This window comes from Klebsiella sp. CN_Kp088 (assembly GCF_040064335.1).
In the GTDB taxonomy this organism is placed as follows: Bacteria; Pseudomonadota; Gammaproteobacteria; order Enterobacterales; family Enterobacteriaceae; genus Klebsiella; species Klebsiella aerogenes.
Genome location: NZ_JBEAIQ010000026.1, coordinates 1 through 25,495, shown reverse-complemented (window position 1 = coordinate 25,495; position 25,495 = coordinate 1). Strand labels below are relative to the sequence as shown.

Below are 25,495 nucleotides of genomic sequence, written 5' to 3'. Positions count from 1 at the left end.
ATCCGGGGCTTTTTTGTCTCAGGAGACCTAAATCAGATCCACTCTTTGACTTTAATAAACTCGCTCAATGCGGCTTCCGGGCTGCCTTCTTGCGGATGGTAGTCATACTCCCAGCGCACCAGCGGCGGCATCGACATCAGAATAGACTCCGTACGCCCGCCGGTCTGCAGGCCGAACAGCGTGCCGCGATCCCACACCAGATTGAATTCCACATAGCGCCCGCGGCGATAAAGCTGGAAATCGCGCTCTCGTTCGCCATAAGGCGTGGTTTTTCGGCGCTCAACGATCGGCAGGTAAGCGTCGGTAAAGCCGTTGCCCACTGCCTGCATAAAGGCGAAGCAGTGGTCGAAGTCCGGGGTATTTAAATCATCAAAGAACAGACCGCCAATGCCGCGCTGTTCGTTACGGTGCTTAAGGAAGAAGTAATCATCGCACCACTTTTTATAGCGCGGATAGACCTCGTCGCCGTACGGCAGGCATAAATCGCGGGCAGTACGATGCCAGTGAATGGCGTCTTCTTCAAACCCATAATAAGGCGTTAGATCAAACCCGCCGCCGAACCACCATACTGGGTCGGCGCCGGGCTTCTCGGCAATAAAAAAGCGAACGTTAGCGTGGCTGGTTGGCACATAGGGGTTGCGCGGATGCACCACCAGCGAAACCCCCATTGCTTCAAAGCTACGCCCGGCCAGTTCCGGGCGGTGGGCGGTAGCCGAGGCGGGCATCGCATCGCCGTGGACGTGAGAAAAGTTAACCCCGGCCTGCTCAAAGATGCCGCCGTCACGTAAAACCCGGCTGCGTCCGCCGCCGCCGCCTTCGCGCTGCCAGCTATCTTCAACAAAATCCTTGCCGTCAACGGCGGAGAGTTTGGCGCAAATGGCATCCTGCAGCTGAAGAAGGAAGGCTTTGACCTGCTGTACATCGGGTTTCATTAACGTCTCTTCGAATGCGCTTTCTGGTTATCGAACCAGTGGAAATAACTAATAATGCCGGAAGCGATAGCGTTAGCAATCTTCTGGCGGAAAGCGGTTGTGCCGAGTAGCTTCTCTTCATTTGGGTTGGTAATGAACGACGTTTCGACCAGCACCGAGGGAATCGAAGGGGACTTCAGCACCACAAAGGCCGCCTGCTCTGTATTGCGGCTGTGCAGTTTATGCACCGGCTTAATCTTTTTCAGAATATGCGAGCCGAGCGTCAGGCTGTTCTTAATGGTGTCGGTTTGCACCAAATCGAACAATACCTGCTGCAGCAGATGGTCCTTATCCGTCGCTTTTTTACCGGCGACCTCATCGGCGCGGTTTTCGCGCTCGGAGAGATATTTCGCCATGGCGCTACTGGCGCCGCGGTTGGAGAGCGCAAAGACGGAGGCGCCGGCCGCACTCGGGTTGGTAAAGCCGTCGGCGTGAATCGACATAAACAGATCGGCGCCGTGCTGGTGGGCGATCTCAACGCGATCGTACAGCGGAATAAAGGTATCGCCGCTACGCGTCAGACGGGCATCGATGCCGTTGCTGCGTAAAATGCTGCGCACATTTTTAGCAATGGCCAGCACGACGTGTTTTTCTTTCGAACCGTTGTGGCCAATTGCCCCCGTATCGATGCCGCCATGACCGGGGTCAAGCATCACCAGACGCCTGCTGCCTGCTTTCTTTGCGACGGGTTTGCTGTGTCCATTGGAAGTTTTTAGCGGCTGCTCTTTGGCAGTGGCTTGGGAAGCGACGCCGGTTAGCGTCATCGCAGCCAGTCCTGCTTTCAGCACCTGACGGCGCGAAGCAAGTATTTTTAATGGTTTAAAAGTGCTCATTCGGCCTGAATTGTAAACAAGTGATGTCCAATGTTATATCGTATCGCGTTTCCCGTTACGACCACTCAAAATAAGAATTGTTTTACTTTTCATTTCAATACATGACAAAGCGATATTATGCCATTTTTTGCTGATGATTTCGCCTGATATTGGCTATCAGTCATATTCGCGCCATAATCACTGTTTTTAACCGTAAATGGTGGGGAATACCATGGAGATTCGCGTTTTTCGCCAGCAGGATTTCGAAGAAGTGATCACCCTTTGGGAGCGCTGCGATCTTCTGCGCCCATGGAACGATCCGGAAATGGATATCGAGCGTAAGCTCAACCACGACGTGAGCTTGTTTCTGGTCGCTGAAGTGAACGGTGAAGTGGTGGGGACGGTGATGGGCGGTTACGACGGCCACCGTGGCTCCGCTTACTATCTTGGCGTACATCCGGAATACCGCGGCCGCGGTATCGCTAATGCGCTGCTCAATCGGCTGGAAAAGAAGCTGATCGCCCGCGGTTGCCCGAAAATTTCAATTATGGTGCGTGACGATAACGATGTGGTGCAGGGGATGTACGAGCGTCTCGGTTACGAGCACTCGGATGTACTTACCCTGGGTAAACGCCTGATTGAAGATGAAGAATACTGAATTTATTCCTGCCGATTACGATGCCCAGGGCCGTTTGCGGCTGCCGCTGTTGTTTTGGGGCGTGCTGTTGCTGCAGGCGCGCACCTGGGTACTGTTCGTCATGGCCGGCGCCTCCCGCCAGCAGGGGGATGCGCTGCTGAGCCTGTTCTATCCCGATCACGATAACTTCTGGCTGGGTTTGCTGCCCGGCGTACCGGCGGTCGCGGCATTTTTGTTGAGCGGTCAGCGTCAGCGTTTTCCCCGGATCTGGCCGCTGATGCGTTGGCTGCTGATGGCCTCGCAGGCGCTATTGCTGGCCTGGCAGCCGTGGCTGTGGTTCACCGGCGAGGCACCTTCCACGCTGACCATCGCCCTGCTGGCGGCCGATATTTATGCGCTATGGTGGCTGATAACCAGCCGCAGGTTGCACGCCTGTTTTCGCCTTGAAGCGCTTTAATGGCACTTTTTGCCGATCGCGCACTCCAACATGCGTTGAATGAATCAGAAAGGATTGAGTTATGAAATCGCTACGTCTAATGCTTTGCGCGCTTCCGCTGGCGCTAACCGGCTGCTCAACGATGAGCGCGGTGAACTGGTCGGCTGCCTATCCATGGAACTGGTTTGGTTCCTCCAACGAGGTCACCGAGCAGGGCGTGGGTAAACTGACGGCGTCGACGCCGCTCAATGAACAGGCAATTAGCGATGCCCTCGGCGGCAGCTACCGTCTGCGCAGCGGAATGAAAACCGCGGATGGCAAAATCGTTCACTATTTTGAAGCGCTAAAGGATGACAAGCTGGCGCTGACCATCAACGGCGATGGCGGTACGGTGAGCCGCATTGACGTGCGCGATAGCGCGATTTCCGCCGCCAGCGGCGTGAAAATCGGCACCCCGTTTAGCGAGCTGTACGGCAAAGCGTTCGGCAACTGCGAGAAAGGCGTTCCCGACAACGGCGCGGTGGTGGAATGTAAAGCGCCTGGCAGCCAGCACATCAGCTACGCCTTTACCGGCCACTGGAGCGGCCCGGACGAACTGATGCCGTCCGACGATACCCTGAAGAACTGGAAAGTCAGCAAAATTATCTGGCGTCGCTAATTTGATCTGAAGAGACACGTGGGCGGATAAAAACGGTTACAATGGCGCGTTAGCAACGTCATAGCGTTGTGGTTGCATCATTTCAGGAGGAGCGATGTCTCAGGTTCAGAGCGGCATTTTGCCGGAACATTGCCGCGCGGCGATTTGGATTGAAGCCAATGTAAAAGGGGACGTTAACGCCCTGCGCGAAGCGAGCAAAATTTTTGTCGATAATGTGGCCACCTTCCAGGCTAAATTTCCTGACGCCAAACTCGGCGCGGTGGTCGCTTTCGGCAATACCGTCTGGCGTCAGCTGAGCGGTGGTGAAGGCGCGGAAGAGTTAAAAGATTTTCCGGTTTACGGCAAAGGGCTGGCGCCATCCACGCAGTATGACGTGTTGATTCATATTTTATCCGCCCGTCATGAAGTGAACTTTTCTGTCGCCCAGGCGGCGGTGGCCGCTTTCGGCGACGCCATTGAAGTGAAAGAAGAAATTCACGGTTTCCGCTGGGTGGAAGAACGCGATCTGAGCGGCTTTGTCGACGGCACCGAAAACCCGGCAGGCGAAGAAACCCGCCGTGAAGTCGCGGTGATTAAAGACGGCGTTGACGCGGGCGGCAGCTACGTATTCGTGCAACGCTGGGAGCACAATCTTAAGCAACTGAACCGCATGAGCGTGCCGGATCAGGAGATGATGATTGGCCGTACCAAAGAAGCCAATGAAGAGATCGATGGCGACGAGCGTCCTGTCACTTCGCACCTGAGCCGCGTGGACTTAAAAGAAGATGGCAAAGGGCTGAAAATCGTCCGCCAGAGCCTGCCATACGGTACCGCCAGCGGCACTAACGGCCTGTACTTCTGCGCCTACTGCGCTCGCCTGTATAACATTGAGCAGCAGTTGCTGAGTATGTTCGGCGATACCGACGGTAAGCGCGATGCCATGCTGCGCTTCACTAAACCGGTGACTGGCGGTTATTACTTCGCGCCGTCGCTGGAGCGTATTCAGGCGCTGTAATTTTTCCCCTCACCCTAATCCTAACCCAGAGGGTTAGGGTGTAAGCGAATCCAGCATACGTACAGCCGCTTTCAGCAAAGCTTTGCCAGTTGCTTATTCTCTTTTCTACTTCCAAATCGCCAAACGGTATATAAAACCGTTACTCCTTTCGTACTCGTTATAAATATGATGATCATCAGTAAATGATCATTTTTGATAAGGGTGCGCAATGGCCGTTAAATCACTGAAAAAAGGATATCTGGCGCTGGCAGCTTCCATGCTGCTGGTGGCGCAGGCGCAGGCGACTGAACTGCTGAACAGTTCCTATGATGTTTCCCGCGAGCTGTTCGCCGCCCTTAATCCGCCTTTTGAACAGCAGTGGGCAAAAGAAAACGGCGGCGACAAGCTGACCATTAAGCAGTCACATGCGGGCTCCTCCAAGCAGGCGTTGGCGATTCTGCAAGGTCTGAAGGCTGACGTCGTGACCTATAACCAGGTGACGGACGTCCAGATTCTGCATGATAAAGGCAACCTGATCCCGGCAGACTGGCAGAGCCGTTTGCCGAATAACAGCTCGCCGTTCTATTCGACCATGGCGTTCCTGGTGCGTAAGGGCAATCCCAAAAATATTCACGACTGGAACGATCTGGTGCGTTCTGACGTGAAGCTGATCTTCCCGAATCCTAAAACTTCAGGCAACGCGCGCTATACCTATCTTGCGGCCTGGGGGGCGGCGGACAAAGCCGATGGTGGCGATAAAGCCAAAACCGAACAGTTCATGACCCAGTTCCTGAAGAACGTCGAGGTATTCGATACCGGCGGTCGCGGCGCGACGACCACCTTCGTCGAGCGCGGGTTGGGCGATGTGCTGATTACTTTTGAATCGGAAGTTAACAACATCCGTAAACAGTATGAAGCGCAGGGGTTCGAAGTCGTTGTGCCGAAGGTCAATATCCTCGCCGAATTCCCGGTCGCGTGGGTAGACAAAAACGTTAAGGCCAACGGTACTGAAAAAGCGGCGAAAGCCTACCTGAACTATCTCTATAGTCCGCAGGCGCAGACCATCATCACCGATTACTACTATCGCGTGAACGATCCGAAAGTGATGGCGTCGCTGAAAGATAAATTCCCGCAGACCGAACTGTTCCGCGTGGAAGACCAGTTTGGCAGCTGGCCTGAAGTGATGAAAACCCACTTCGTCAGCGGCGGCGAGCTGGACAAACTGCTGGCAGCGGGGCGTCAGTAATGTTGGCTGTGTCGTCCAAGCGCGTGCTGCCGGGCTTTACCCTGAGCCTTGGCACCAGCCTGCTGTTTGTGTGCCTGATTTTACTGTTGCCGCTCAGCGCGCTGGTGATGCAGCTGGCGCAGATGAGCTGGGCGCAGTATTGGGAGGTGATTACCAACCCGCAGGTGGTCGCCGCCTATAAAGTCACGCTGCTGTCTGCTTTTGTGGCCTCGATTTTTAACGGCGTGTTCGGCCTGCTGATGGCGTGGATTCTTACCCGTTATCGTTTTCCAGGCCGTACGCTGCTCGATGCCCTAATGGACCTGCCGTTCGCGCTGCCGACGGCGGTGGCGGGCCTGACGCTGGCCTCGCTGTTCTCGGTTAATGGCTTGTACGGCGAGTGGCTGGCGAAGTTTGATATCAAAGTGACCTATACCTGGCTTGGCATCGCGGTGGCGATGGCCTTTACCAGCATCCCGTTTGTGGTGCGTACCGTGCAGCCGGTGCTGGAAGAGTTAGGGCCGGAATATGAAGAGGCGGCGGAAACCCTCGGCGCGACGCGCTTACAGAGTTTCCGCAAAGTGGTGCTGCCTGAACTGTCGCCAGCCCTGCTGGCGGGGATTGCGCTGTCGTTTACCCGCAGCCTTGGCGAGTTCGGTGCGGTGATCTTTATCGCCGGCAACATCGCATGGAAAACGGAAGTGACTTCGCTGATGATTTTCATTCGTTTGCAGGAGTTTGATTACCCGGCGGCGAGCGCGATTGCCTCGGTGATCCTCGCGGCTTCGCTGCTGCTGCTGTTCTCTATCAACACCCTGCAGAGTCGCTTTGGTCGACGCGTGGTAGGTCACTAATGGCGGAAGTTACTCAATTGAAGCGCTATGACGCGCCCCGGATCAACTGGGGCAAATGGTTTCTGATCGGCGTCGGGATGCTGGTATCCGCCTTCATCCTCGTGGTGCCGATGATTTATATTTTTGTCCAGGCTTTCAGTAAAGGGTTAATGCCGGTGCTGGAAAACCTGGCCAATCCGGACATGCTGCACGCCATCTGGCTGACGGTGATGATCGCGTTGATTACCGTGCCGGTGAATCTGGTGTTCGGGACGCTGTTGGCCTGGCTGGTGACGCGCTTTACCTTCCCTGGCCGCCAGCTGCTGCTGACGATGCTGGATATCCCGTTCGCCGTCTCGCCGGTGGTGGCAGGTCTGGTTTATTTACTGTTTTATGGCTCCAACGGCCCACTCGGCGGCTGGCTTGATGAGCACAACCTGCAGATCATGTTCGCCTGGCCGGGCATGGTGCTGGCGACTATCTTCGTCACCTGTCCGTTTGTGGTCCGCGAGCTGGTGCCGGTGATGATGAGCCAGGGGAGCAATGAAGATGAAGCGGCGATCCTGCTCGGTGCTTCCGGTTGGCAGATGTTCCGCCGGGTGACGCTACCCAATATTCGCTGGGCGCTGCTGTACGGCGTGGTGTTGACCAACGCCCGCGCGATTGGCGAATTCGGCGCGGTGTCGGTCGTTTCCGGCTCGATCCGCGGCGAAACGCTGTCGCTGCCGCTGCAAATTGAACTACTGCAGCAGGACTACAACACCGTCGGTTCGTTTACCGCCGCGGCCCTGCTGACGTTAATGGCTATTTTGACCCTGTTTTTAAAGAGTATGTTGCAATGGCGTCTGGCCAATCAGGAAAAACGCGCGCAACAGGAGGGAAATCATGAGCATTGAGATTGCCAATATTAAGAAATCGTTTGGTCGCACCCAGGTGCTGAATGATATCTCGCTGGATATCCCTTCCGGGCAAATGGTTGCGCTGTTGGGGCCGTCCGGCTCCGGTAAAACGACCTTATTGCGGATTATCGCCGGGCTGGAGCATCAATCCAGCGGCCATATCCGTTTTCACGGTACCGACGTGAGCCGAATGCACGCCCGCGATCGTAAAGTGGGCTTTGTTTTCCAGCACTATGCGCTGTTTCGACATATGACGGTATTCGATAACATCGCCTTTGGCCTGACCGTGCTGCCGCGCCGTGAGCGTCCCAATGCGGCGGCGATTAAAGCCAAAGTGACCAAACTGCTGGAGATGGTGCAACTGGCCCATCTTGCCGACCGTTATCCGGCGCAGCTTTCCGGCGGCCAGAAGCAACGCGTGGCGTTAGCGCGCGCGCTGGCGGTCGAGCCGCAAATTCTGCTGCTGGATGAACCCTTTGGCGCGCTGGATGCGCAGGTGCGTAAAGAACTGCGCCGCTGGCTGCGCCAGCTACATGAAGAATTAAAATTCACCAGCGTGTTTGTTACCCACGACCAGGAAGAGGCGATGGAAGTCGCCGATCGGGTAGTGGTAATGAGCCAGGGCAACATCGAACAGGCCGATGCGCCTGAACGCGTCTGGCGTGAACCTTCGACCCGTTTTGTGCTCGAGTTTATGGGCGAAGTTAACCGCCTGCAGGGCACCATTCGCGGTGGCCAGTTCCACGTCGGCGCCCACCGCTGGCCTTTAGGCTATACCCCGGCATACCAGGGGCCGGTCGATCTGTTCCTGCGGCCGTGGGAAGTAGATATCAGCCGCCGTACCAGCCTGGATTCGCCGTTGCCGGTGCAGGTGCTGGAAGCCAGTCCGAAGGGGCACTACACCCAATTAGTCGTCCAGCCTCTTGGGTGGTACGACGAGCCGCTGAGCGTGGTGCTGGCGGGCGATGAGGCCCCGTCCCGCGGCGAACGCCTGTTTGTCGGCTTGCAGAATGCGCGCCTGTATAACGGAACAGAGCGCATCGAGCCGCGCGGCGAACTTGCTCTGGCAGAGTCGGCCTGATAGCTTAAATCCACGTGCTTTTGCCGGGCGGCGTTGCGCTGCCCCGGCTGACAGCCCGGAGCGCATGACGCGGCCGGGCTTTTTATTGGACAGCTGAAGTGAACACATTAGAACAAACAATTGGCAACACGCCGCTGGTGAAATTACAACGTCTGGGGCCGGACAACGGCAGCGAAATTTGGCTCAAGCTTGAGGGCAACAACCCGGCGGGCTCGGTAAAAGATCGCGCCGCGCTGTCGATGATTGTCGAAGCGGAAAAGCGCGGCGAAATTAAACCCGGCGATGTATTGATCGAGGCGACCAGCGGTAATACCGGTATCGCGCTGGCGATGATTGCGGCGTTAAAAGGCTATCAGATGAAACTGCTGATGCCGGACAACATGAGCCAGGAGCGCCGTGCCGCGATGCGCGCCTACGGCGCTGAATTGATTCTGGTCACCAAAGAGCAGGGGATGGAGGGCGCTCGCGATCTGGCCGCCGCGATGGCCGAGCGTGGCGAGGGTAAGCTATTGGATCAGTTCAATAATCCGGATAACCCTTACGCCCATTACACCACCACCGGCCCGGAGATCTGGCGCCAGACGGACGGGCGTATCACCCACTTTGTTTCCAGCATGGGCACCACCGGTACCATTACCGGCGTATCGCGTTTTCTGCGCGAACAGGCGAAGCCGGTAAGCATCATTGGGCTACAGCCGGAAGAGGGCAGCAGCATTCCGGGGATCCGCCGCTGGCCGCAGGAATATATGCCGGGCATTTTTAATGCCTCGTTGGTGGATGAGGTGCTGGATATCCACCAGCAGGATGCGGAAAACACGATGCGCCAGTTGGCCGTACAGGAAGGGATCTTCTGTGGCGTCAGTTCCGGCGGCGCGGTTGCCGGGGCGCTGCGTATTGCGCGCGCCAATCCGGGCGCGGTGGTGGTGGCGATCATCTGCGATCGCGGCGATCGCTATCTCTCAACCGGCGTGTTCGGCGAAGAACACTTCAGCCAGGGAGCGGGTATCTAAACGCGCTATCAAGATCCCCATGCCAGGCATGGGGGCCGGTTAACTAAAGTGCGTGTTTCGCTACCAGCTTATCCAGAAACGCCCATAGTTTTTGATTCATCTCGCGATAATCCCATTGCCTCATTTCATCTTCGCTGCGAATAAAGCGCCTGCCTTTTGCGGCGGCAAGTTCATGTTGCGAGTGAGTAATTAATAACTCGATGACCTCCGCGTCAAACTCCATATGGCACTGAAAACCGTAGACCCGATCGCTATATTTGACGATTTGCCGCGGGCACCCTTCGCTGGAAGCCAGGACTTCCGCCGCAGGCGTCAGGCCCGGCATATCGTTGTGCCAGTGACCGACTACCACCGATGAGCCGAAATGGGCGATGTTGTCATCCTGCAGTCCGGCGGTGGTCAGGATGATAGGATAGTGGCCAATCTCTTTTTCCGGGCTTTGCATCACCGGCGCCCCCAGCGCTTCGCCGATGAGCTGCGATCCGAGACAAATCCCGACCACGATACGCCCGGCGGCAATCGCCTGGGCAATCAGGTTTTTCTCGGCATGGGCATCAAACCATGGGCACTCGGCAAGCGTGGTGCGTGGTGATTGCGGGCCGCCAAGTACCACCAGCATATCAAAACCTTCGGCATTCTCCGGCAGCGGATCCCCGGCATAAACTCGCGACCAGCTGGCCTGATAGCCGCGCGCGTTAACCCAGCGCAGATAGGCGCCAGGCGCTTCAAAAACTTCATGAACGATAAAGTGGATCCGCATAACAACTCCCGTGTTTAACAAGGTAAGACCAGCGATAAATCGTGTGCAAGTTGTTCAATTTGCGCCTCGGTTAAGGCGCCCAGCGACAGGCGCAGGCCGTGCGCCGGTGTTTTCACGCCAAAGGCTTCACCTTCACGCACCAGCCAACCGGCCCGCGCCAGACGCAACGCCAGCGGCTGGCTGGCGGCTGATAGCGGCAGCCAGAAGTTAAGACCATCGCCAGGCGGATAATCGCCAGCGCCGTGGCGGGCCAACGCGGCGGCGAGCCGCTGATTTTGCTGCTGATAATGGCGCTGGCTCGCAGTCAGAGAAGCGGCAAAAGCGCTATCATTCAGGCAGGCGAACGCCAGCTTTTGTAGTAAATGGCTGACCCACTGGCTACCGGCGTTCAGGCGCAGGCGCAGCGCCGCCGAGGTTGTCGGGTCGCTGGCGACTATCGCCAGCCGCAAATCCGGGCCGAGGGTTTTGGACATTGAGCGCACCAGCGCCCAACGCTGAATGCCGTCAGGTAGCGGATTGTGCCAGCATGTCGCTGAGAGCAGGGCGAAGTGATCGTCAACGATCGCCAGCGTCTGCGGATAGCGGGCGAGCACGGTGCGAATCGCTTGTGCGCGCTCCGGCGTCAAACTGCAGCCGGTCGGGTTGTGGGCGCGTGGAGTCAGTATTACCGCGCGGGCGCCGTTGCGCAGTGCTTCTTCAAGCCGCTCCGGGTCCATGCCTTCACCGTCGACGGCGACAGGGCTGGGCTGGAAACCGGCGTAACGCAGCATATTGATGCTGCTCAGAAAGCAGGGGTCTTCTACCGCGACGCTGTCGCCGGGGAGCAGCAGCGCGCAGAGCAGGCGTTCCAGAGCGTCAATCGCGCCGCTGGTCAAGTTGATGTCAAATTCCTGGCCGATATCGCGGCTGACCCACTCCCGGGCCCAGTCAGCCAGCCGTGGCTCAACGGCGGCATCGCCGTATAAGTGCGGGGTCTGCGCCAGCTGCGGAAGAAAACGGCCAATATCCGGCAGACATCGTGGATCCGGATTGCCGCCGGAAATATCAATCAGCGATGTCGTTGGATCGCCACCCTCGACCGCATTAAGCGTATTGCGCGCCTTAATGGCCGTGCCGTTGCGCCCCTGGCTGACGGCGAGCCCTGAAGTCACCAGCCGCTTGTAGGCCGCCGCCACCGTATTGCGGTTGACTGCCAGTTCGCCTGCCAGTTCGCGCACTGGCGGCAGCGCCTCGCCGGGTTGCAACGCGCCGCTCTGCACCAGATGACGGATGTTATCGAAAATCTCGCTTGCGGTTTTTCCGGTGAACATTATTGACCTATGACAAAATGAATTTTAGCATAGGACGAATGATAATCAGAGTATGACCCGCTGTCCAGCGGGGGGAGAAAGGATGAGTCAGCAAGACGAAATACAGTCCGTGCTCTTTAACGACCACAGCCGGGCACTGGAGGTTGATATTGTGGCGGTGCAATCGCAGGTGGTATACGGCAGCGTCGGCAACAGTATCGCGGTACCGGCAATCAAGCAGCATGAATTACGGGTGATGGCGGTGCCGACGGTGTTATTCAGCAATACCCCACATTACGATACTTTCTACGGTGGAGTGATCCCGGAAGAGTGGTTTAGCGGCTATCTGCGGGCGCTGGAGGAGCGTGATGCGCTTCGCGAGCTGCGGGCGGTAACCACCGGCTATATGGGCAGCGCCGGGCAAATTGCGCTGCTGGCGCAGTGGCTGCAGCGGATCCGCGTGCACCATCCCGACCTCTGTATTCTGGTTGACCCGGTGATTGGCGACGTGGATAGCGGCATTTACGTAAAAGCGGAGATCCCCGAGGCTTATCGCCGCCATCTATTGCCGCTGGCGCGGGGTATCACGCCAAATCTGTTCGAGCTCGAAACCCTCAGCGGCATGCCGTGCCACAACCAGCAGGAAGCGGTGGTCGCCGCGCGAAGTCTGCTTTCCGATACGCTAAAGTGGGTGGTGATTACCAGCGCGCCTGGACCGGATGCTTCGACTATTAACGTGCTGGTGGTCACCGACGACGCGGTCGAAGTGGTCGTCCATCCTCGCGTCGAAACCGACCTCAAAGGCACCGGCGACCTGTTCTGCGCCGAGCTCATCAGCAACTTGGTGCGCGACATGCCGTTGGGCGACGCTACGCGCGCCGCCGCTCAGCGCGTGCTGGCGGTAATGACCTGGACCGAGAGTCAGGGCTGCGATGAACTCATTTTACCGCCTTCTGGAGCGCAATAACGATGCATAACTATCGGTTAGTGGTACGCAGGGAGGGAAGAACCGTCGGCCATTTCGAGACAACGGGAATGAACGCGCTGGAAGATGCCTGTAGGGCGAGGTCGTTGTTTGAAAGCGATCCTGGCTACCAGTGCGAGCTATGGGTCGCGGATAGCGAACGGCGGATTCTGGAAAGTAGCCCGCAGGGGATGAAAATCCTGGCGAGTGAAAAGTGCTACCGCCCAGCATAAAAAAATGGCGCCTTCAGGCGCCATTTTCTCGGCAAGCAAGAATTACTTCTTGATGCGGATAACCGGAGTTTCACCAACGGTGACGCTACCGGACAGTTTGATCAGCTCTTTTATCTCATCCATGTTGGAGATAACAACCGGAGTCAGGGTAGACTTGGCTTTTTCTTCCAGCAGCGGCAGATCGAATTCGATAACCGGGTCGCCGACTTTCACGCGCTGACCTTCTTCAGCGATGCGCTTGAAGCCTTCGCCTTTCAGTTCAACGGTATCGATACCGAAGTGAACAAACAGCTCAATGCCGCTATCGGATTCAATAGAGAAAGCATGGTTGGTTTCAAAAATTTTACCGATGGTACCCTCTACCGGCGCAACCATTTTGTTGCCAGTAGGTTTGATGGCAATGCCATCACCCACAATTTTCTCCGCAAAAACCACATCCGGCACGTCTTCGATGTTGACGATCTCGCCAGAGAGCGGAGCAACAATCTCAATAGTTCCGGTGTCTTTTTTGTCATCAGAAACCAGAGATTTCAGTTTATCGAACAAACCCATGATCTTCTCCTAAGCAGTAATTTGGGCCGCGCATCTCGTGGATTAGCAGATTGTTTTTTCTTCAATGAACTTGTTAACCAGCGTCATTAACTCGTCCGTTGTCGGTTGAGCAAGAGCCTGCTCTGCTAATACTTTCGCATCTTCGAAGTTCGTGTTACGAATAATCTTCTTGATGCGCGGGATGGAAATGGCGCTCATAGAGAATTCGTCCAGCCCCATACCCAGCAACAGAAGTGTAGCACGTTCATCGCCCGCAAGCTCACCACACATACCCGTCCATTTGCCTTCTGCATGAGAAGCATCAATAACTTGCTTGATCAGAGTCAGCACAGACGGTGACATCGGCTGGTAAAGATGCGAGATCATATCATTACCACGGTCAACTGCCAGAGTATATTGCGTTAAATCATTGGTTCCGATACTAAAGAAATCAACTTCTTTGGCTAAATGACGAGCAATAGTCGCGGCTGCCGGGGTTTCCACCATCACGCCGATCTCAATTGATTCGTCAAAAGCTTTACCTTCGTCACGCAGTTCCTGTTTGTAGATCTCAATCTCTTTCTTCAGTGCGCGCACTTCTTCAACAGAGATGATCATCGGGAACATGATGCGCAGCTTACCGAAAGCGGAGGCACGCAGGATAGCGCGAACCTGGTCGCGGAGGATCTCTTTACGATCCATCGCGATACGCACGGCACGCCAGCCGAGGAACGGGTTCTCTTCTTTCGGGAAGTTCATGTACGGCAGCTCTTTATCGCCGCCGATGTCCATGGTGCGAACGATAACGGCCTGTGAGCCGCACGCTTCAGCCACCGCTTTATAGGCTGCGAACTGTTCTTCTTCAGTCGGCAGAGAATCGCGGTCCATGAACAGGAATTCGGTACGGTACAGGCCCACGCCTTCCGCGCCGTTGCGCTCAGCGCCGTCTACGTCGCGAACGGTACCGATGTTAGCGCAAACTTCAACCTGATGACCGTCGAGGGTGATGGCCGGCAGATCTTTTAGTTTCGCCAGTTCTGCTTTTTCTTCAGCAACCTGCGCCTGCAGCGCACGCAGCTCTTCAATTTTTTCGTTGCTCGGGTTAACCAGAACCTGGTTGTTAACCGCATCGAGAATCAGATAGTCGCCGTTTTTCACCTGGGAGGTGACGCTTCCGGTACCGACAATTGCCGGCAGCTCAAGGGAGCGCGCCATGATAGAGGTGTGGGAAGTACGGCCGCCCGCGTCGGTGATGAAACCCAGCACCTTGTTCAGGTTCAGCTGTGCGGTTTCCGACGGGGTCAGATCGGCGGCAACGAGGATGACTTCTTCCGCGATAGCGCTCAGATCGATGATTGCCAGGCCCAGAATGTTGCGCAGCAGACGTTTACCGATATCGCGTACGTCAGCGGCACGCTCTTTCAGGTATTCGTCATCCAGCTCTTCCAGTGCAGTTGCCTGACCTTCGATAACTTCATTGGCTGCCGCATCGGCAGTCATGTGCTTATCTTTAATCAGGGCTATGATTTCCTGCTCAAGCTCCTCATCTTCCAGCAGCATAATATGCCCTTCGAAGATGGCTTCTTTTTCTTCACCGAAAGTTTCACCAGCTTTGGTTTTGATGACCTCCAGCTGGGCGGAGGCCTTGGTGCGGCCGTTCAGGAAACGTTCAACTTCCTGATCAACCTTATCGGCAGAAATTTTCTTCCGGTCGATGACAATTTCATCTTCTTTCAGCAGGAGAGCCTTGCCGAAAGCGATACCCGGGGATGCTAAAATGCCTGAAATCATAACCCTACCTTACTTGTGACTGATATTAAAAAGAACCCGTGAACTTACTCGAGTTCAGCCATCAGTTTAACCAGATGCTCAACTGCTTTTTGCTCATCTTCGCCTTCAGCGGAGATGGTCACAACGGTACCCTGAGTCAGGCCCAGAGTTTGCAGTTTGAACAGGCTTTTTGCGCTGGCGCTTTTGCCGTTGGAGGTTACAGTGATCTCAGAAGTGAAGCCTTTCGCTTCTTTAACAAACTGAGCAGCAGGGCGGGTGTGCAGACCGTTCGGAGCGGTAATGGTAACTTCTTGCTGGAACATTATATTTCCCCAACTTATAGGTTTAGTGTTGTGGACCTAAAGTCTAGCCTAACGACCAAACTTTAGCCTGTATTGTTAGCGCCGGCGTTACGTGTGTGGCTAAGGCGTCAGCAGCGGAACCGCTGAGAGGACCTTAAGTCCGTTGACGTCTAGCACTTCATTAAACATTATGCCGCGAAAGGAAGACTTGAACCAAATCATAAAATCGATTCAGCCTGCGGAAATCCAAATCTGAATAATTTCGCGCTTCAAAATAAATGTGCTGGTTAAATACCAGACCCTACGAGGTGAATCAATGCCAGGAGGGGTAAAACTTTGACGTATGCCACAAAAAAGCACCCGAAAAGGTGCTTTTTTACACGGTTTTTACAAACTGGCACTACTGTTGCAATTCTTTCTCGGTGAAGAGATCTGCGAACAGCGCCGTGCTTAAATAACGCTCACCAGAAGACGGTAGGATAACCACAATATTCTTATTGGTAAAGGCTTCATCTTCCTGCAGCTTTAACGCCGCGGCGACAGCAGCGCCGGAAGAGATACCGGCCAGAATACCTTCTTCTTCCATCAGGCGACGAGCGGTGGAGATGGCTTCTTCGTTGGTGATGGCGACCACTTTATCGACCAGTTTCAGGTCGAGGTTGCCCGGGATAAAGCCGGCGCCGATGCCCTGAATTTTGTGCGGGCCAGGTTTCAGCTCTTCACCAGCCAGCGCCTGGGCGATAACCGGCGAGTCGGTCGGCTCAACGGCGACGGTAATCAGATCTTTTTTACCTTTCGTGCCTTTAATATAACGAGAAACACCGGTCAGGGTACCGCCGGTACCGACGCCGGAGATAAAGACGTCAACCTGGCCATCGGTGTCTTCCCAGATTTCCGGGCCGGTGGTCTTTTCGTGAATTTCCGGGTTAGCCGGGTTACTGAACTGCTGCAGCAGCAGATATTTTTCCGGGTCGCTGGCGACAATCTCTTCCGCCTTCTGGATGGCGCCTTTCATGCCTTTCGCGCCTTCGGTCAGCACCAGATTAGCGCCCAGCGCTTTCAGCAGCTTGCGGCGTTCCACGCTCATGGTTTCCGGCATGGTCAGCGTCAGTTTGTAGCCGCGAGCGGCGGCGACGTAGGCGAGGGCGATACCGGTGTTGCCGCTGGTTGGTTCAACCAGTTCCACACCCGGTTTCAGTACGCCGCGCTTTTCAGCATCCCAAATCATATTGGCGCCGATACGGCATTTAACGCTAAAGCTCGGGTTACGAGATTCTACCTTGGCCAGGATTCGGCCATTACCGATGCGGTTCAGTCGTACCAGCGGCGTATGACCGATTGTCAGGGAGTTGTCTTCAAAAATCTTACTCATGGCCCGTCCTTAACTGTATGAAATTTGGGGGTACGGCTTCAGCATACCCGCTTAAACAATATCCGGAAGTAAGGATTTAGCATATCTATATGCTGAAGGGAAATAATGATGAGCAAGAAGGAATAAGACGGAAATAAGGGGCGGCGTGAACCGCCCCGAAAGAGAGAGCTAAGCGCACTATTTCCACATCGCGTGCTTATCGCGATAGCAATCCACCCACATCGCCGTCGCGCCGCAGATAGCGACTGGCAGAATAACCAGGTTGAGAACCGGGATCATGGTGAACAGGCTGGTCAGCGCGCCAAACTGCATGTTGATGACCTTCCGCGAACGCAGCGCCTCGCGCATGGTTTTAAACGGCACTTTATGGTTATCGAACGGATAGTCGCAATACTGAATGGCCAGCATCCAGGCGCTAAACAAGAACCACAGTACCGGCGCGACGGTTTGGCCAATGCCGGGGATAAAGTACAGCAGTAACAGAACGATGGCGCGCGGCAGGTACCAGGCAAACTTTTGCCATTCGCGTTTCATGATGCGCGGGACATCTTTCATGATGCCGAATATGCCAACGTCGGGCGGCGTCGCGCCGGTCAGTCGCGCTTCGAGCTGTTCCGCCAGCAGGCCGCTAAACGGCGCGGCAATCCAGTTGGCGATGGTCGAAAAGAAGTAACCAAATACCAACAAAATAGAGATAACCGCCACCGGCCACAGCAGGTAGTTTAACCACTGAAGCCATTCAGGCACATGGCTCATTAATGAAGGGATCCAGCTATCGAGGCGGGTAAACAGCCACCAGAACGCGCCGCCCATCAGAATCACGTTAACTAATAAAGGCAGGAACACGAAACGTCGGATCCCTGGCAGCCTGATGAGTTTCCAGCCTTGTGAAAAATAGTAGACGCCGCTACGTGGGGTAGTTGCGGATGATGAAACCATAGTCAGGCGATGCTCCTTTTTTAACATTCAGTGTGAATGCCCGCTTATTTTATCGGGTTGTCAGACAATAACCAGTTAGGAAATGTTCGAAAAAACAGCAAAAAGCACGATTTAGTTCATCTTTATGGGGTGAAAGGGGCAGACGCACTTGCACTTGATGTAATCGGCAAATACTCTTAGTGAGTAAATGTTTGCCGTGGTGGCAAGGTGTTAGAACAACAGAGAATATAATGATGCAGGATTTGCGTCTGATATTAATCATTGTTGGCGCGATCGCCATAATCGCTTTACTGGTACATGGTTTCTGGACCAGCCGTAAAGAGCGTTCCTCGATGTTCCGCGATCGCCCACTGAAACGTATGAAGTCTCGCGACGATGAAACATCGGAAGGCGATGACTTTGATGACGATGTTGAAGGCGTAGGTGAAGTTCGCGTTCACCGGGTTAATCACGCCCCGAACGGCGCATATGGGGAGCAAGAAGCACCTCGTCAGGCGCCGCAACACCAGTATCAGCCTCCTTATGAGCGTCAGGTGCAGCAGCCTGTGCGTCAGGACGAGCCGGTTCATCAGGCGCCGCCGCACGCGTCGCGCCCGCAGCAGCCTGTTGCTCCGCAGCCGCAGGCCCAGCCGCCGCATCATGTTGCCCCTGCTCAGCCGGTACATCCAGCGCAGCCAGTCCATCAGCCGCAGCCGGTACCGCCGCAATATCAGCAGCCGGTGCAGCCTGCTCCGCAGCAGCCTGTAGCTCAACAGTCGGCGCCAGTCCCACAACCTGTTGCTCAACAACCTGCGCCGGTTCAACAGCCTGCCGCGCCGCAGCCGCAACCGGCCCCTGAAGCGCCAGCCGCTGAACCTCAGCAGCCGGCCGCCGCGCCGCAGCCGAAAGAGCGCAAAGAGACGGTCATCGTGATGAACGTCGCCGCACATCACGGTTCGCAGCTTAATGGCGAACTGCTGATCAACAGCATCCAGCAGGCCGGCTTTAAGTTTGGCGATATGAATATTTTCCATCGTCATTTAAGCCCGGACGGTAGCGGACAGGTATTGTTTAGCCTGGCGAACATGGTTAAACCTGGCACCTTCAATCCGGATGCTATGGTGGATATGACCACGCCAGGCGTGACTATCTTTATGCAGGTGCCGTCGTTTGGCGACGAGCTGCAAAACTTTAAACTGATGCTGCAATCGGCGCAGTACATCGCCGATGAAGTTGGCGGCGTGGTGCTTGACGACCAGCGTCGGATGATGACGCCGCAGAAACTGCGTGAGTACCAGGATCGTATTCGCGAAGTAAAAGAGGCTAACGCCTGATCTACGCGCTAGCGTGTCGTCTGCTTAATCTGAACCCCCGCCCGTCGGGGGTTTTTTATCATTGATGGTGCGATATGGAACCAATCGAACAAAAACTGACTGAACTGCGAACCACCCTTCGCCATCATGAATATCTGTATCATGTTATGGACACCCCGGAGATTCCCGATGCGGAATATGACCGGCTGATGCGCGAACTGCGCGAACTCGAAGCGCAACATCCTGAGCTGATTACCCCTGACTCGCCGACCCAACGCGTTGGCGCGGCGCCGTTGGCCTCTTTCAGCCAGATTCGCCATGAAGTGCCCATGCTATCGCTGGATAACGTCTTTGATGAAGAGAGTTTCCTCGCCTTTAACAAACGCGTGCAGGACCGTTTAAGCGATACGGCGGATCTGACCTGGTGCTGCGAGCTCAAGCTCGATGGCCTGGCGGTCAGCATCCTCTATGAAAACGGCGTGCTGATGCAGGCGGCGACCCGTGGCGATGGCACCACCGGCGAGGATATTACCTCCAACGTGCGAACCATTCGCGCTATTCCGCTGAAGCTACGCGGCGACAATATCCCGGCGCGGCTGGAAGTGCGCGGAGAAGTGTTCCTGCCGCAGGCCGGATTTGAAAAAATCAATGAAGAAGCGCGCCGCACCGGCGGTAAAGTATTTGCTAACCCGCGCAATGCCGCCGCGGGTTCGTTGCGCCAGTTGGATCCGCGTATTACCGCGAAGCGACCGCTTACTTTCTTCTGCTACGGCGTTGGCGTGCTGGAAGGCGGCGAACTACCGGCCAGCCACTCTGGGCGTTTGCAGCAGTTTAAGCAGTGGGGATTGCCGGTGAGCGACCGCGTGAAGCTGTGTCATTCTCCAGAGGAAGTGCTTACTTACTATCGCCAGGTTGAAGAAGACCGTCCGCATCTAGGTTTTGATATTGACGGCGTGGTGATTAAAGTCGATTCGCTGGCGCTGCAGGAACAGCTTGGTTTCGTCGCCCGCGCTCCGCGCTGGGCGGTGGCCTTTAAATTCCCGGCCCAGGAGCAGATGACTTTTGTCAACGATGTGGAATTCCAGGTTGGCCGTACCGGAGCGATTACGCCGGTAGCGCGCCTTGAACCGGTGCACGTGGCCGGGGTGCTGGTCAGTAACGCCACGCTGCATAACGCCGACGAAATCGAACGTTTAGGTCTGCGTATTGGCGACAAAGTGGTCATTCGCCGCGCGGGGGATGTGATCCCGCAGGTCGTCAACGTGGTGCTTTCTGAACGCCCGGAACATACGCGTGAAATCATCTTCCCTACACATTGTCCGGTATGTCATTCCGATGTTGAACGGGTGGAAGGGGAAGCGGTGGCGCGCTGTACCGGCGGGCTTATCTGCGGCGCACAGCGTAAAGAAGCGCTGAAGCACTTTGTCTCCCGACGGGCGCTGGATGTCGACGGTATGGGCGATAAAATCATCGATCAGCTGGTTGAGAAAGAGTACGTCCATACGCCAGCCGATCTGTTCCGCCTCAGCGCCGGTAAGCTTACCGGGCTGGATCGCATGGGACCGAAATCGGCGCAAAATGTGGTCAACGCGCTGGAGAAAGCGAAAGAGACGACTTTCGCCCGCTTCCTGTATGCGTTAGGTATTCGCGAAGTCGGTGAGGCGACAGCAGCGGGACTGGCAGCGCATTTTGGCACTATTGAAGCGCTGGAACAGGCTTCGATTGAGGAGCTGCAGAAGGTGCCTGACGTCGGGATTGTCGTCGCCACACATACTTTTAACTTCTTCGCCGAAGAGAGCAACCGCGAGGTCATCGCGCAACTGCGCGCTGAAGGCGTTCGCTGGCCGGCGCCGGTGGTGGTGAAGGCGGAAGAAATTGACAGTCCGTTTGCTGGTAAAACCGTGGTATTAACCGGTAGCCTGAGCCAGCTGTCGCGCGATGATGCCAAAGCGCGGCTGGTCGCGCTGGGGGCGAAAGTCGCCGGCAGCGTGTCGAAGAAAACCGATCTGGTGATTGCCGGCGAAGCGGCGGGCTCTAAGCTTGCGAAGGCGCAGGAGTTAGGCATTGAGGTTATCGACGAAGCCGAAATGATGCGCCTGCTGGGGGAATAACGTGGATAAAGCGCAGCTCATCGAGATTGCTAATACCGAGATGCCATTTGGCAAATATAAGGGGCGCCGTTTGATCGACGTCCCGGAAGAGTATTTGCTGTGGTTTGCCCGTAAGGATCAATTCCCTGCCGGGCATCTCGGCGAGCTGATGGCGTTGACCTTATTAATCAAGACCGAGGGGCTGACGCAACTGGTGCAGCCCCTTAAACAACCGCGTTAACCTGCCGTAGCGCGGGATTTCTCCTGCGCCTGTTGGGCGTCTGTCTGCGCTTTATAGCGACGAGCCAGTACGGCGCAGACCATCAGTTGGATCTGATGGAAGATCATTAGCGGCAGCACCATTATCCCCAGAATCGATGCCGGGAACAGGATATTCGCCATCGGTATCCCGTTCGCCAGGCTCTTTTTCGAGCCGCAGAAGACGATGGTAATTTCATCCGGCTTGCTAAAGCCGCAGCGGCGGGCGACAAAAACGTTGATCGCGATGACAATAGCCAACAGCACCAGACTGACAACGACGATAAACAACAGCGAGCCTACGCCCACTTTATGCCAGATTCCATTGACGACGGCTTCGCTGAAGGCTGAGTAGACCACCAGCAAGATCGAGGTCTGGTCGGTTTTGCCAATCCATTTTTTATGTTTCGCCACCCAGCTACCGATCCACGGGCGCGACAAGTGTCCAAGAACAAACGGCAGCAGCAGCTGCAGCATAATTTTACCGACCTGTTCCAGATCGCCGCCAGCGCCATGCAAATGCATTAGCAGCCCTACCAGCAATGGCGAGACAAAAATACCGAGCAGACTTGACGCTGAAGCGGAACAGACCGCCGCGGCGACGTTACCGCCGGCGAGCGAAGTAAAAGCAATAGCTGACTGTACGGTCGCCGGTAAGATACAAAGGTAAATAAAACCGCTATAGAGCATCGGGTCGACCTTAATCGGCGCCCACCACGCAAACAGAACCCCCAGAACCGGAAAAACAATAAAGGTGCTGCACATCACCCACAGGTGTAAACGCCAGTGGCTGCCACCGGCGATAATTGCTTCACGCGACAGCTTGGCGCCGTGCATAAAGAATAACAGCGCGATGGCGGCGGTGGTGAGATGCTCGACGAAAGGGACGAATTCGCCGCGCGCCGGAAAGAACGAGGCCAGCAGAACCACGGTAATCAATGTCAGTGTAAATGGATCAAGAATGCGGAAAAGTTTCATAAACGCTCCTGAAATTCGATGCCGCTATTGTGCTTTCTTTGTTTTGAGAAATAAAATTGATTTATTGCATCTATTCATGAATAAAACAGATGAATTACTCGTTACGTCAGTTAAAGGTCTTTGTCACCGTCGCCAGGGCGCGCAGTTTTAGCCGTGCCGGGGAAATTATTGGTCTTAGCCAGTCGGCAGTGAGCCATAGCGTTAAGGAGCTGGAGCACCAGACCGGCGTACGTTTGCTCGACAGAACGACGCGTGAAGTGGTGCTCACCGAAGCAGGCCATCAGTTGGCGGGCAAGCTTGAGCGTTTGCTTGATGAACTCCATGTGACCCTGCGTGAAGCGGGGCGGGTAGGGCAGCAGTTGACGGGAACCGTGCGCGTCGCCGCCAGCCAGACCATCTCGGCGCATCTGATCCCGCAATGCATCGCTCATAGCAATCGCCGCTATCCGGATATTGATTTCGTACTGCATGACAGGCCGCAGCAGTGGGTGCTGGAAAGTATCCGTCAGGGCGAGGTTGATTTTGGTATCGTTATCGATCCGGGGACGGCGGCAGACTTGCAGTGCGAGTCCGTGTTGGCGGAACCTTTTCTGTTGTTATGTCGTGAGGATCACCGTTTTTCCCGGCAGTTATCGGTCAACTGGCAGGAGTTGCAAGGGGAGAGGCTGGTATTGCAGGACTATGCTTCCGGCAGCCGACCGCTGATTGATGCCGCGCTGGCGCGTTTTGCCATCAAAGCCGATATTGTGCAGGAAATTGGTCATCCGGCGACGCTGTTCCCGATGGTGGAATCGGGGATTGGCATTAGCGTACTGCCGGCGCTGGCTTTACCCTTGCCGCAGGGCAGCCGTTTGCAGGTAAAAAGATTAACTCCGGTTGTGGAGCGCCAATTGATGCTGGCGCAGCGTAAAAATCGCTCGCTGTCGACCGCGGCGCAGGCGCTATGGGAGATCGTGCGTGAAGAGGGGGCAAACCTGACATCAGCCAGGGTCGAGGACCCGCTTTATCAGCGCTAAGCGTCATTCTTAACGCTGGTGGGGAACGCTACTTTTTATACTGCACAATCGTAGATATTTCCTTTTCTCATGCCTGGTGAAAATCCTGCTTTAGTCGGTTCAGAAATCAACAGCCCCAATTTGAATCATTGTTTAAATACACTACGTTCGATCAACTTGTTTACACTATACAGAGAATAGAGCGGAGCGTGTCATTGTCGGGCGGCCGAGCTGTTGAATTTTCCACACGCTATTTGAGAATGGTAAAAATGGAATTATCAGTCCCTTTTATGCTCGTAATTATTTCCATTGCCTCACTGCTTGCTCAGTGGTTGGCGTGGCGATTACGCATACCTTCTATCCTGCCGCTGCTGCTCATCGGCGTACTACTTGGCCCCGGGGTGCATTTATTGCAACCGGATATATTATTTGGTTCTCTACTTTTCCCACTGGTATCGCTGTCGGTGGCCATCATTCTGTTTGAAGGGGCCCTAACGCTACGTTTTGACGAGATTCGTGGCTTGGGTGGCATTGTGCGCAATTTAGTCACAATTGGAATGTTGATCACTTTCGCCGTTATCTCACTAACCTGCTGGGGAATTTTAGGACTCACGCCGCAGATTTCTGCACTGATCGGGGCGGTCACGGTGGTTACAGGGCCGACAGTGATTTCTCCACTCATGCGAGTGGTTCGTCCAACAGCCTCTATTAATCAGGTACTGCGCTGGGAAGGGATCGTCATTGATCCGGTGGGAGCGATTTTTACCCTATTAGTATTTGAGTTTATTACTTTGCAGGAGCAAACGGGCACATGGCTTCATTTGCTGATCATGCTTACAAAAACGGTAGTTATAGGGCTGGTGAGCGGGGCGGTGTTTGGCGTTTTCTTAGGGAATGCGCTCAGGCGTGGTTGGATCCCGGGTTATCTGCAAAACTTCGCTGTTTTATCCTTCGTTCTATTGACGTTTGGCGTGTCCAATACGCTGGCGGATGAATCTGGTCTGCTTGCGGTAACGGTCCTGGGGATCTGGCTGGCTAATATGCGAGAGGTTGAGACCTCGGATATCGTTGAATTTAAAGAAGAGCTATCCGCCATCTTACTTTCAGCGCTATTTATCATCCTGGCGGCCCGTCTTGATATCCATGCACTCTGGGCGATGGGCTGGCCGCTGCTGATATTGATGCTTATCGTCCAGTTTGTGGCCCGTCCACTATGCATTCTTGTTTCGACATGGCGTTCCAGCTTGCATTGGCGTGACAGGCTGATGTTATGTTGGATCGCCCCGCGCGGAATCGTTGCTGCCGCTGTCAGTTCCCTGTTTGCTTTGACGCTGCAAAAAAAAGGCTATGAGAACGCGGATCAGCTGGTAACCGTCGTTTTCGCAATCATTATAGGTACGGTAGTTTTGCAAAGCCTTACCAGCAGTCAATTGGCGCGCTGGCTTGGCGTGCAGCAACGTAGGCCTCGAGGAGTGCTGATTGTCGGGGCGAATACGGTCGCCAGAACCCTGGCCCAGGCGCTCAGAAAACTCGATATTCCGGTTCAGCTGAGCGATAACAGCTGGGAATACTACCGGCTGGCAAGAATGGAAGGGTTACCAACATATTATGGCAATGTCTGGTCTGAACATGCGGAAAACTACCTGAATCTGAGTGAGATTCGTCAGGTGATCGCCTTGTCGCCAAATCGTCACCAGAATGCGCTGACCACCCTGCATTTTCAGCATATATTTGGTAATAATCGCGTCTTCTCAATCCGTACGGGGCCTGTGACTAAAGGACGTAGTGAGAAAGAAACGCGTCACGAACAGCTTTTCGATACTGATATGACCTGGGCACGGCTTAGTAGCCTGATAGCGAAAGGCGCAGTCATGAAAGTCACTCGCCTGAATAACAATTTTGGCTGGCCGGAGTATCTCAGCACCAACCCTGGTGCAACACCGCTGTTTGCGCAAAGAGAGGATGGCAATCTGATAGCGATTAATAATGGAATCATGCCGCCGCCACCCTGTACTGTCGTGGCGATTATCGAACCTGGAGTAGAAAGTGAAAAAACTCCGTCAGAAGCGTATTGATAGCCTGTTCTTCATTGTTGGCAGTCGTTGCAGGCCGTTCCGCTATCTGGCGTTCTGCGCATAGCAAAAAGGCGCCTTTAGGGCGCCTTTTTACATTGGTGGGTCGTGCAGG

Annotated in this window: 26 protein-coding genes; 16 read left to right on the top strand and 10 right to left on the bottom strand. The window is 55.2% G+C overall.

The window, feature by feature from the left end; all coding sequences use genetic code 11:
- Nucleotides 1-32: 32 nt before the first annotated feature.
- Both hemF and amiA read right to left on the bottom strand, forming a co-directional pair.
- Complete coding sequence (hemF, locus tag ABLV08_RS16265; protein ID WP_015365482.1) at nucleotides 33-932, bottom strand: oxygen-dependent coproporphyrinogen oxidase; 900 nt, start codon at nucleotides 930-932, stop codon at nucleotides 33-35.
- The gene (gene amiA / locus ABLV08_RS16260; protein ID WP_015365483.1) at nucleotides 932-1,804 is read right to left on the bottom strand and encodes an N-acetylmuramoyl-L-alanine amidase AmiA; all 873 of its coding nucleotides are present in this window, start codon (nucleotides 1,802-1,804) and stop codon (nucleotides 932-934) included. Before amiA ends, hemF begins: the two co-directional genes overlap by 1 nt.
- A gap of 211 nt (nucleotides 1,805-2,015) precedes the next feature.
- Here amiA and ABLV08_RS16255 point away from each other — a divergent pair, with 211 nt between their 5' ends.
- The 9 genes from ABLV08_RS16255 (at nucleotide 2,016) to cysM (ending at nucleotide 9,535) form a co-directional block, all read left to right on the top strand.
- Entirely contained in the window at nucleotides 2,016-2,441 is a 426-nt protein-coding gene (locus ABLV08_RS16255; protein ID WP_015365484.1) for a GNAT family acetyltransferase, read from the top strand.
- A complete protein-coding gene (locus ABLV08_RS16250; protein ID WP_045362254.1) occupies nucleotides 2,428-2,877 on the top strand; it encodes a DUF2919 domain-containing protein in 450 nt (149 codons plus the stop codon). The genes ABLV08_RS16255 and ABLV08_RS16250 overlap by 14 nt, the downstream gene beginning before the upstream one ends.
- 61 nt (nucleotides 2,878-2,938) lie before the next feature.
- Nucleotides 2,939-3,514, top strand: a complete 576-nt coding sequence (locus ABLV08_RS16245; protein ID WP_045362251.1) for an RpoE-regulated lipoprotein — start codon at nucleotides 2,939-2,941, stop codon at nucleotides 3,512-3,514.
- A 94-nt stretch (nucleotides 3,515-3,608) separates the two neighbouring features.
- A complete protein-coding gene (locus ABLV08_RS16240; protein WP_042892981.1) occupies nucleotides 3,609-4,508 on the top strand; it encodes a Dyp-type peroxidase in 900 nt (299 codons plus the stop codon).
- A gap of 208 nt (nucleotides 4,509-4,716) precedes the next feature.
- Nucleotides 4,717-5,733 (top strand): sulfate ABC transporter substrate-binding protein, encoded by a 1,017-nt coding sequence (locus ABLV08_RS16235; RefSeq protein ID WP_015365488.1) that lies wholly within the window; start codon nucleotides 4,717-4,719, stop codon nucleotides 5,731-5,733.
- Entirely contained in the window at nucleotides 5,733-6,566 is an 834-nt protein-coding gene (gene cysT / locus ABLV08_RS16230) for a sulfate/thiosulfate ABC transporter permease CysT (protein ID WP_015365489.1), read from the top strand. Before ABLV08_RS16235 ends, cysT begins: the two co-directional genes overlap by 1 nt.
- The gene (cysW, locus tag ABLV08_RS16225; RefSeq protein ID WP_015365490.1) at nucleotides 6,566-7,441 is read left to right on the top strand and encodes a sulfate/thiosulfate ABC transporter permease CysW; all 876 of its coding nucleotides are present in this window, start codon (nucleotides 6,566-6,568) and stop codon (nucleotides 7,439-7,441) included. Before cysT ends, cysW begins: the two co-directional genes overlap by 1 nt.
- Nucleotides 7,431-8,525 (top strand): sulfate/thiosulfate ABC transporter ATP-binding protein CysA, encoded by a 1,095-nt coding sequence (gene cysA, locus ABLV08_RS16220; protein WP_015365491.1) that lies wholly within the window; start codon nucleotides 7,431-7,433, stop codon nucleotides 8,523-8,525. Before cysW ends, cysA begins: the two co-directional genes overlap by 11 nt.
- Before the next feature lie 98 nt (nucleotides 8,526-8,623).
- Nucleotides 8,624-9,535, top strand: coding sequence for a cysteine synthase CysM (cysM, locus tag ABLV08_RS16215; protein ID WP_015365492.1), 912 nt, complete (start codon nucleotides 8,624-8,626; stop codon nucleotides 9,533-9,535).
- 43 nt (nucleotides 9,536-9,578) lie between these two features.
- Here cysM and ABLV08_RS16210 read toward each other — a convergent pair whose 3' ends face one another.
- The gene (locus ABLV08_RS16210; protein WP_348856029.1) at nucleotides 9,579-10,295 is read right to left on the bottom strand and encodes a type 1 glutamine amidotransferase; all 717 of its coding nucleotides are present in this window, start codon (nucleotides 10,293-10,295) and stop codon (nucleotides 9,579-9,581) included.
- Nucleotides 10,296-10,309: 14 nt separating this feature from the next.
- Nucleotides 10,310-11,605, bottom strand: a complete 1,296-nt coding sequence (ptsJ, locus tag ABLV08_RS16205; RefSeq protein ID WP_348856028.1) for a transcriptional regulator PtsJ — start codon at nucleotides 11,603-11,605, stop codon at nucleotides 10,310-10,312.
- Between the two features lie 82 nt (nucleotides 11,606-11,687).
- On the opposite strand from ptsJ, the gene pdxK reads away from it, so the two are divergent.
- Together pdxK and ABLV08_RS16195 are read left to right on the top strand one after the other, a co-directional pair.
- On the top strand, nucleotides 11,688-12,551 hold the full coding sequence (pdxK, locus tag ABLV08_RS16200) for a pyridoxine/pyridoxal/pyridoxamine kinase (protein ID WP_020078203.1): 864 nt from the start codon (nucleotides 11,688-11,690) through the stop codon (nucleotides 12,549-12,551).
- A 2-nt stretch (nucleotides 12,552-12,553) separates the two neighbouring features.
- Nucleotides 12,554-12,781: a hypothetical protein gene (locus ABLV08_RS16195; protein ID WP_047466175.1), complete on the top strand. Its 228-nt coding sequence runs from the start codon at nucleotides 12,554-12,556 to the stop codon at nucleotides 12,779-12,781.
- A 42-nt stretch (nucleotides 12,782-12,823) separates the two neighbouring features.
- Here the strand turns inward: ABLV08_RS16195 and crr are convergent, their stop codons facing one another.
- The 5 genes from crr to cysZ all read right to left on the bottom strand — a co-directional run bounded on the left by crr (nucleotide 12,824) and on the right by cysZ (nucleotide 17,695).
- The gene (gene crr, locus ABLV08_RS16190; protein WP_015365497.1) at nucleotides 12,824-13,333 is read right to left on the bottom strand and encodes a PTS glucose transporter subunit IIA; all 510 of its coding nucleotides are present in this window, start codon (nucleotides 13,331-13,333) and stop codon (nucleotides 12,824-12,826) included.
- 42 nt (nucleotides 13,334-13,375) lie between these two features.
- On the bottom strand, nucleotides 13,376-15,103 hold the full coding sequence (ptsI, locus tag ABLV08_RS16185) for a phosphoenolpyruvate-protein phosphotransferase PtsI (protein WP_045367603.1): 1,728 nt from the start codon (nucleotides 15,101-15,103) through the stop codon (nucleotides 13,376-13,378).
- A gap of 44 nt (nucleotides 15,104-15,147) precedes the next feature.
- Entirely contained in the window at nucleotides 15,148-15,405 is a 258-nt protein-coding gene (gene ptsH, locus ABLV08_RS16180; RefSeq protein ID WP_000487600.1) for a phosphocarrier protein Hpr, read from the bottom strand.
- 379 nt (nucleotides 15,406-15,784) lie between these two features.
- Entirely contained in the window at nucleotides 15,785-16,756 is a 972-nt protein-coding gene (cysK, locus tag ABLV08_RS16175; RefSeq protein ID WP_013878168.1) for a cysteine synthase A, read from the bottom strand.
- 177 nt (nucleotides 16,757-16,933) lie between these two features.
- On the bottom strand, nucleotides 16,934-17,695 hold the full coding sequence (gene cysZ, locus ABLV08_RS16170) for a sulfate transporter CysZ (protein ID WP_013878167.1): 762 nt from the start codon (nucleotides 17,693-17,695) through the stop codon (nucleotides 16,934-16,936).
- Nucleotides 17,696-17,925: 230 nt separating this feature from the next.
- Between cysZ and zipA the strand changes: the two genes are divergently transcribed.
- The 3 genes from zipA to ABLV08_RS16155 all read left to right on the top strand — a co-directional run bounded on the left by zipA (nucleotide 17,926) and on the right by ABLV08_RS16155 (nucleotide 21,318).
- Entirely contained in the window at nucleotides 17,926-19,008 is a 1,083-nt protein-coding gene (zipA, locus tag ABLV08_RS16165; protein ID WP_032712124.1) for a cell division protein ZipA, read from the top strand.
- 74 nt (nucleotides 19,009-19,082) lie between these two features.
- Nucleotides 19,083-21,098, top strand: a complete 2,016-nt coding sequence (ligA, locus tag ABLV08_RS16160) for an NAD-dependent DNA ligase LigA (RefSeq protein WP_047056005.1) — start codon at nucleotides 19,083-19,085, stop codon at nucleotides 21,096-21,098.
- Nucleotide 21,099: 1 nt separating this feature from the next.
- Nucleotides 21,100-21,318, top strand: coding sequence for a DUF3820 family protein (locus tag ABLV08_RS16155; protein WP_013878164.1), 219 nt, complete (start codon nucleotides 21,100-21,102; stop codon nucleotides 21,316-21,318).
- Here ABLV08_RS16155 and ABLV08_RS16150 read toward each other — a convergent pair.
- Nucleotides 21,315-22,313, bottom strand: a complete 999-nt coding sequence (locus ABLV08_RS16150; RefSeq protein WP_013878163.1) for a bile acid:sodium symporter family protein — start codon at nucleotides 22,311-22,313, stop codon at nucleotides 21,315-21,317. The two genes, ABLV08_RS16155 and ABLV08_RS16150, sit on opposite strands and share 4 nt — an antisense overlap.
- Before the next feature lie 89 nt (nucleotides 22,314-22,402).
- Here ABLV08_RS16150 and ABLV08_RS16145 point away from each other — a divergent pair, with 89 nt between their 5' ends.
- Both ABLV08_RS16145 and ABLV08_RS16140 read left to right on the top strand, forming a co-directional pair.
- Entirely contained in the window at nucleotides 22,403-23,329 is a 927-nt protein-coding gene (locus ABLV08_RS16145; protein ID WP_032712121.1) for a LysR family transcriptional regulator, read from the top strand.
- Between the two features lie 248 nt (nucleotides 23,330-23,577).
- Nucleotides 23,578-25,383 carry a sodium:proton antiporter gene (locus ABLV08_RS16140; protein ID WP_234276386.1) on the top strand — a complete coding sequence of 602 codons (1,806 nt, stop codon included), beginning with the start codon at nucleotides 23,578-23,580 and terminating at the stop codon, nucleotides 25,381-25,383.
- Nucleotides 25,384-25,495: the final 112 nt, after the last annotated feature.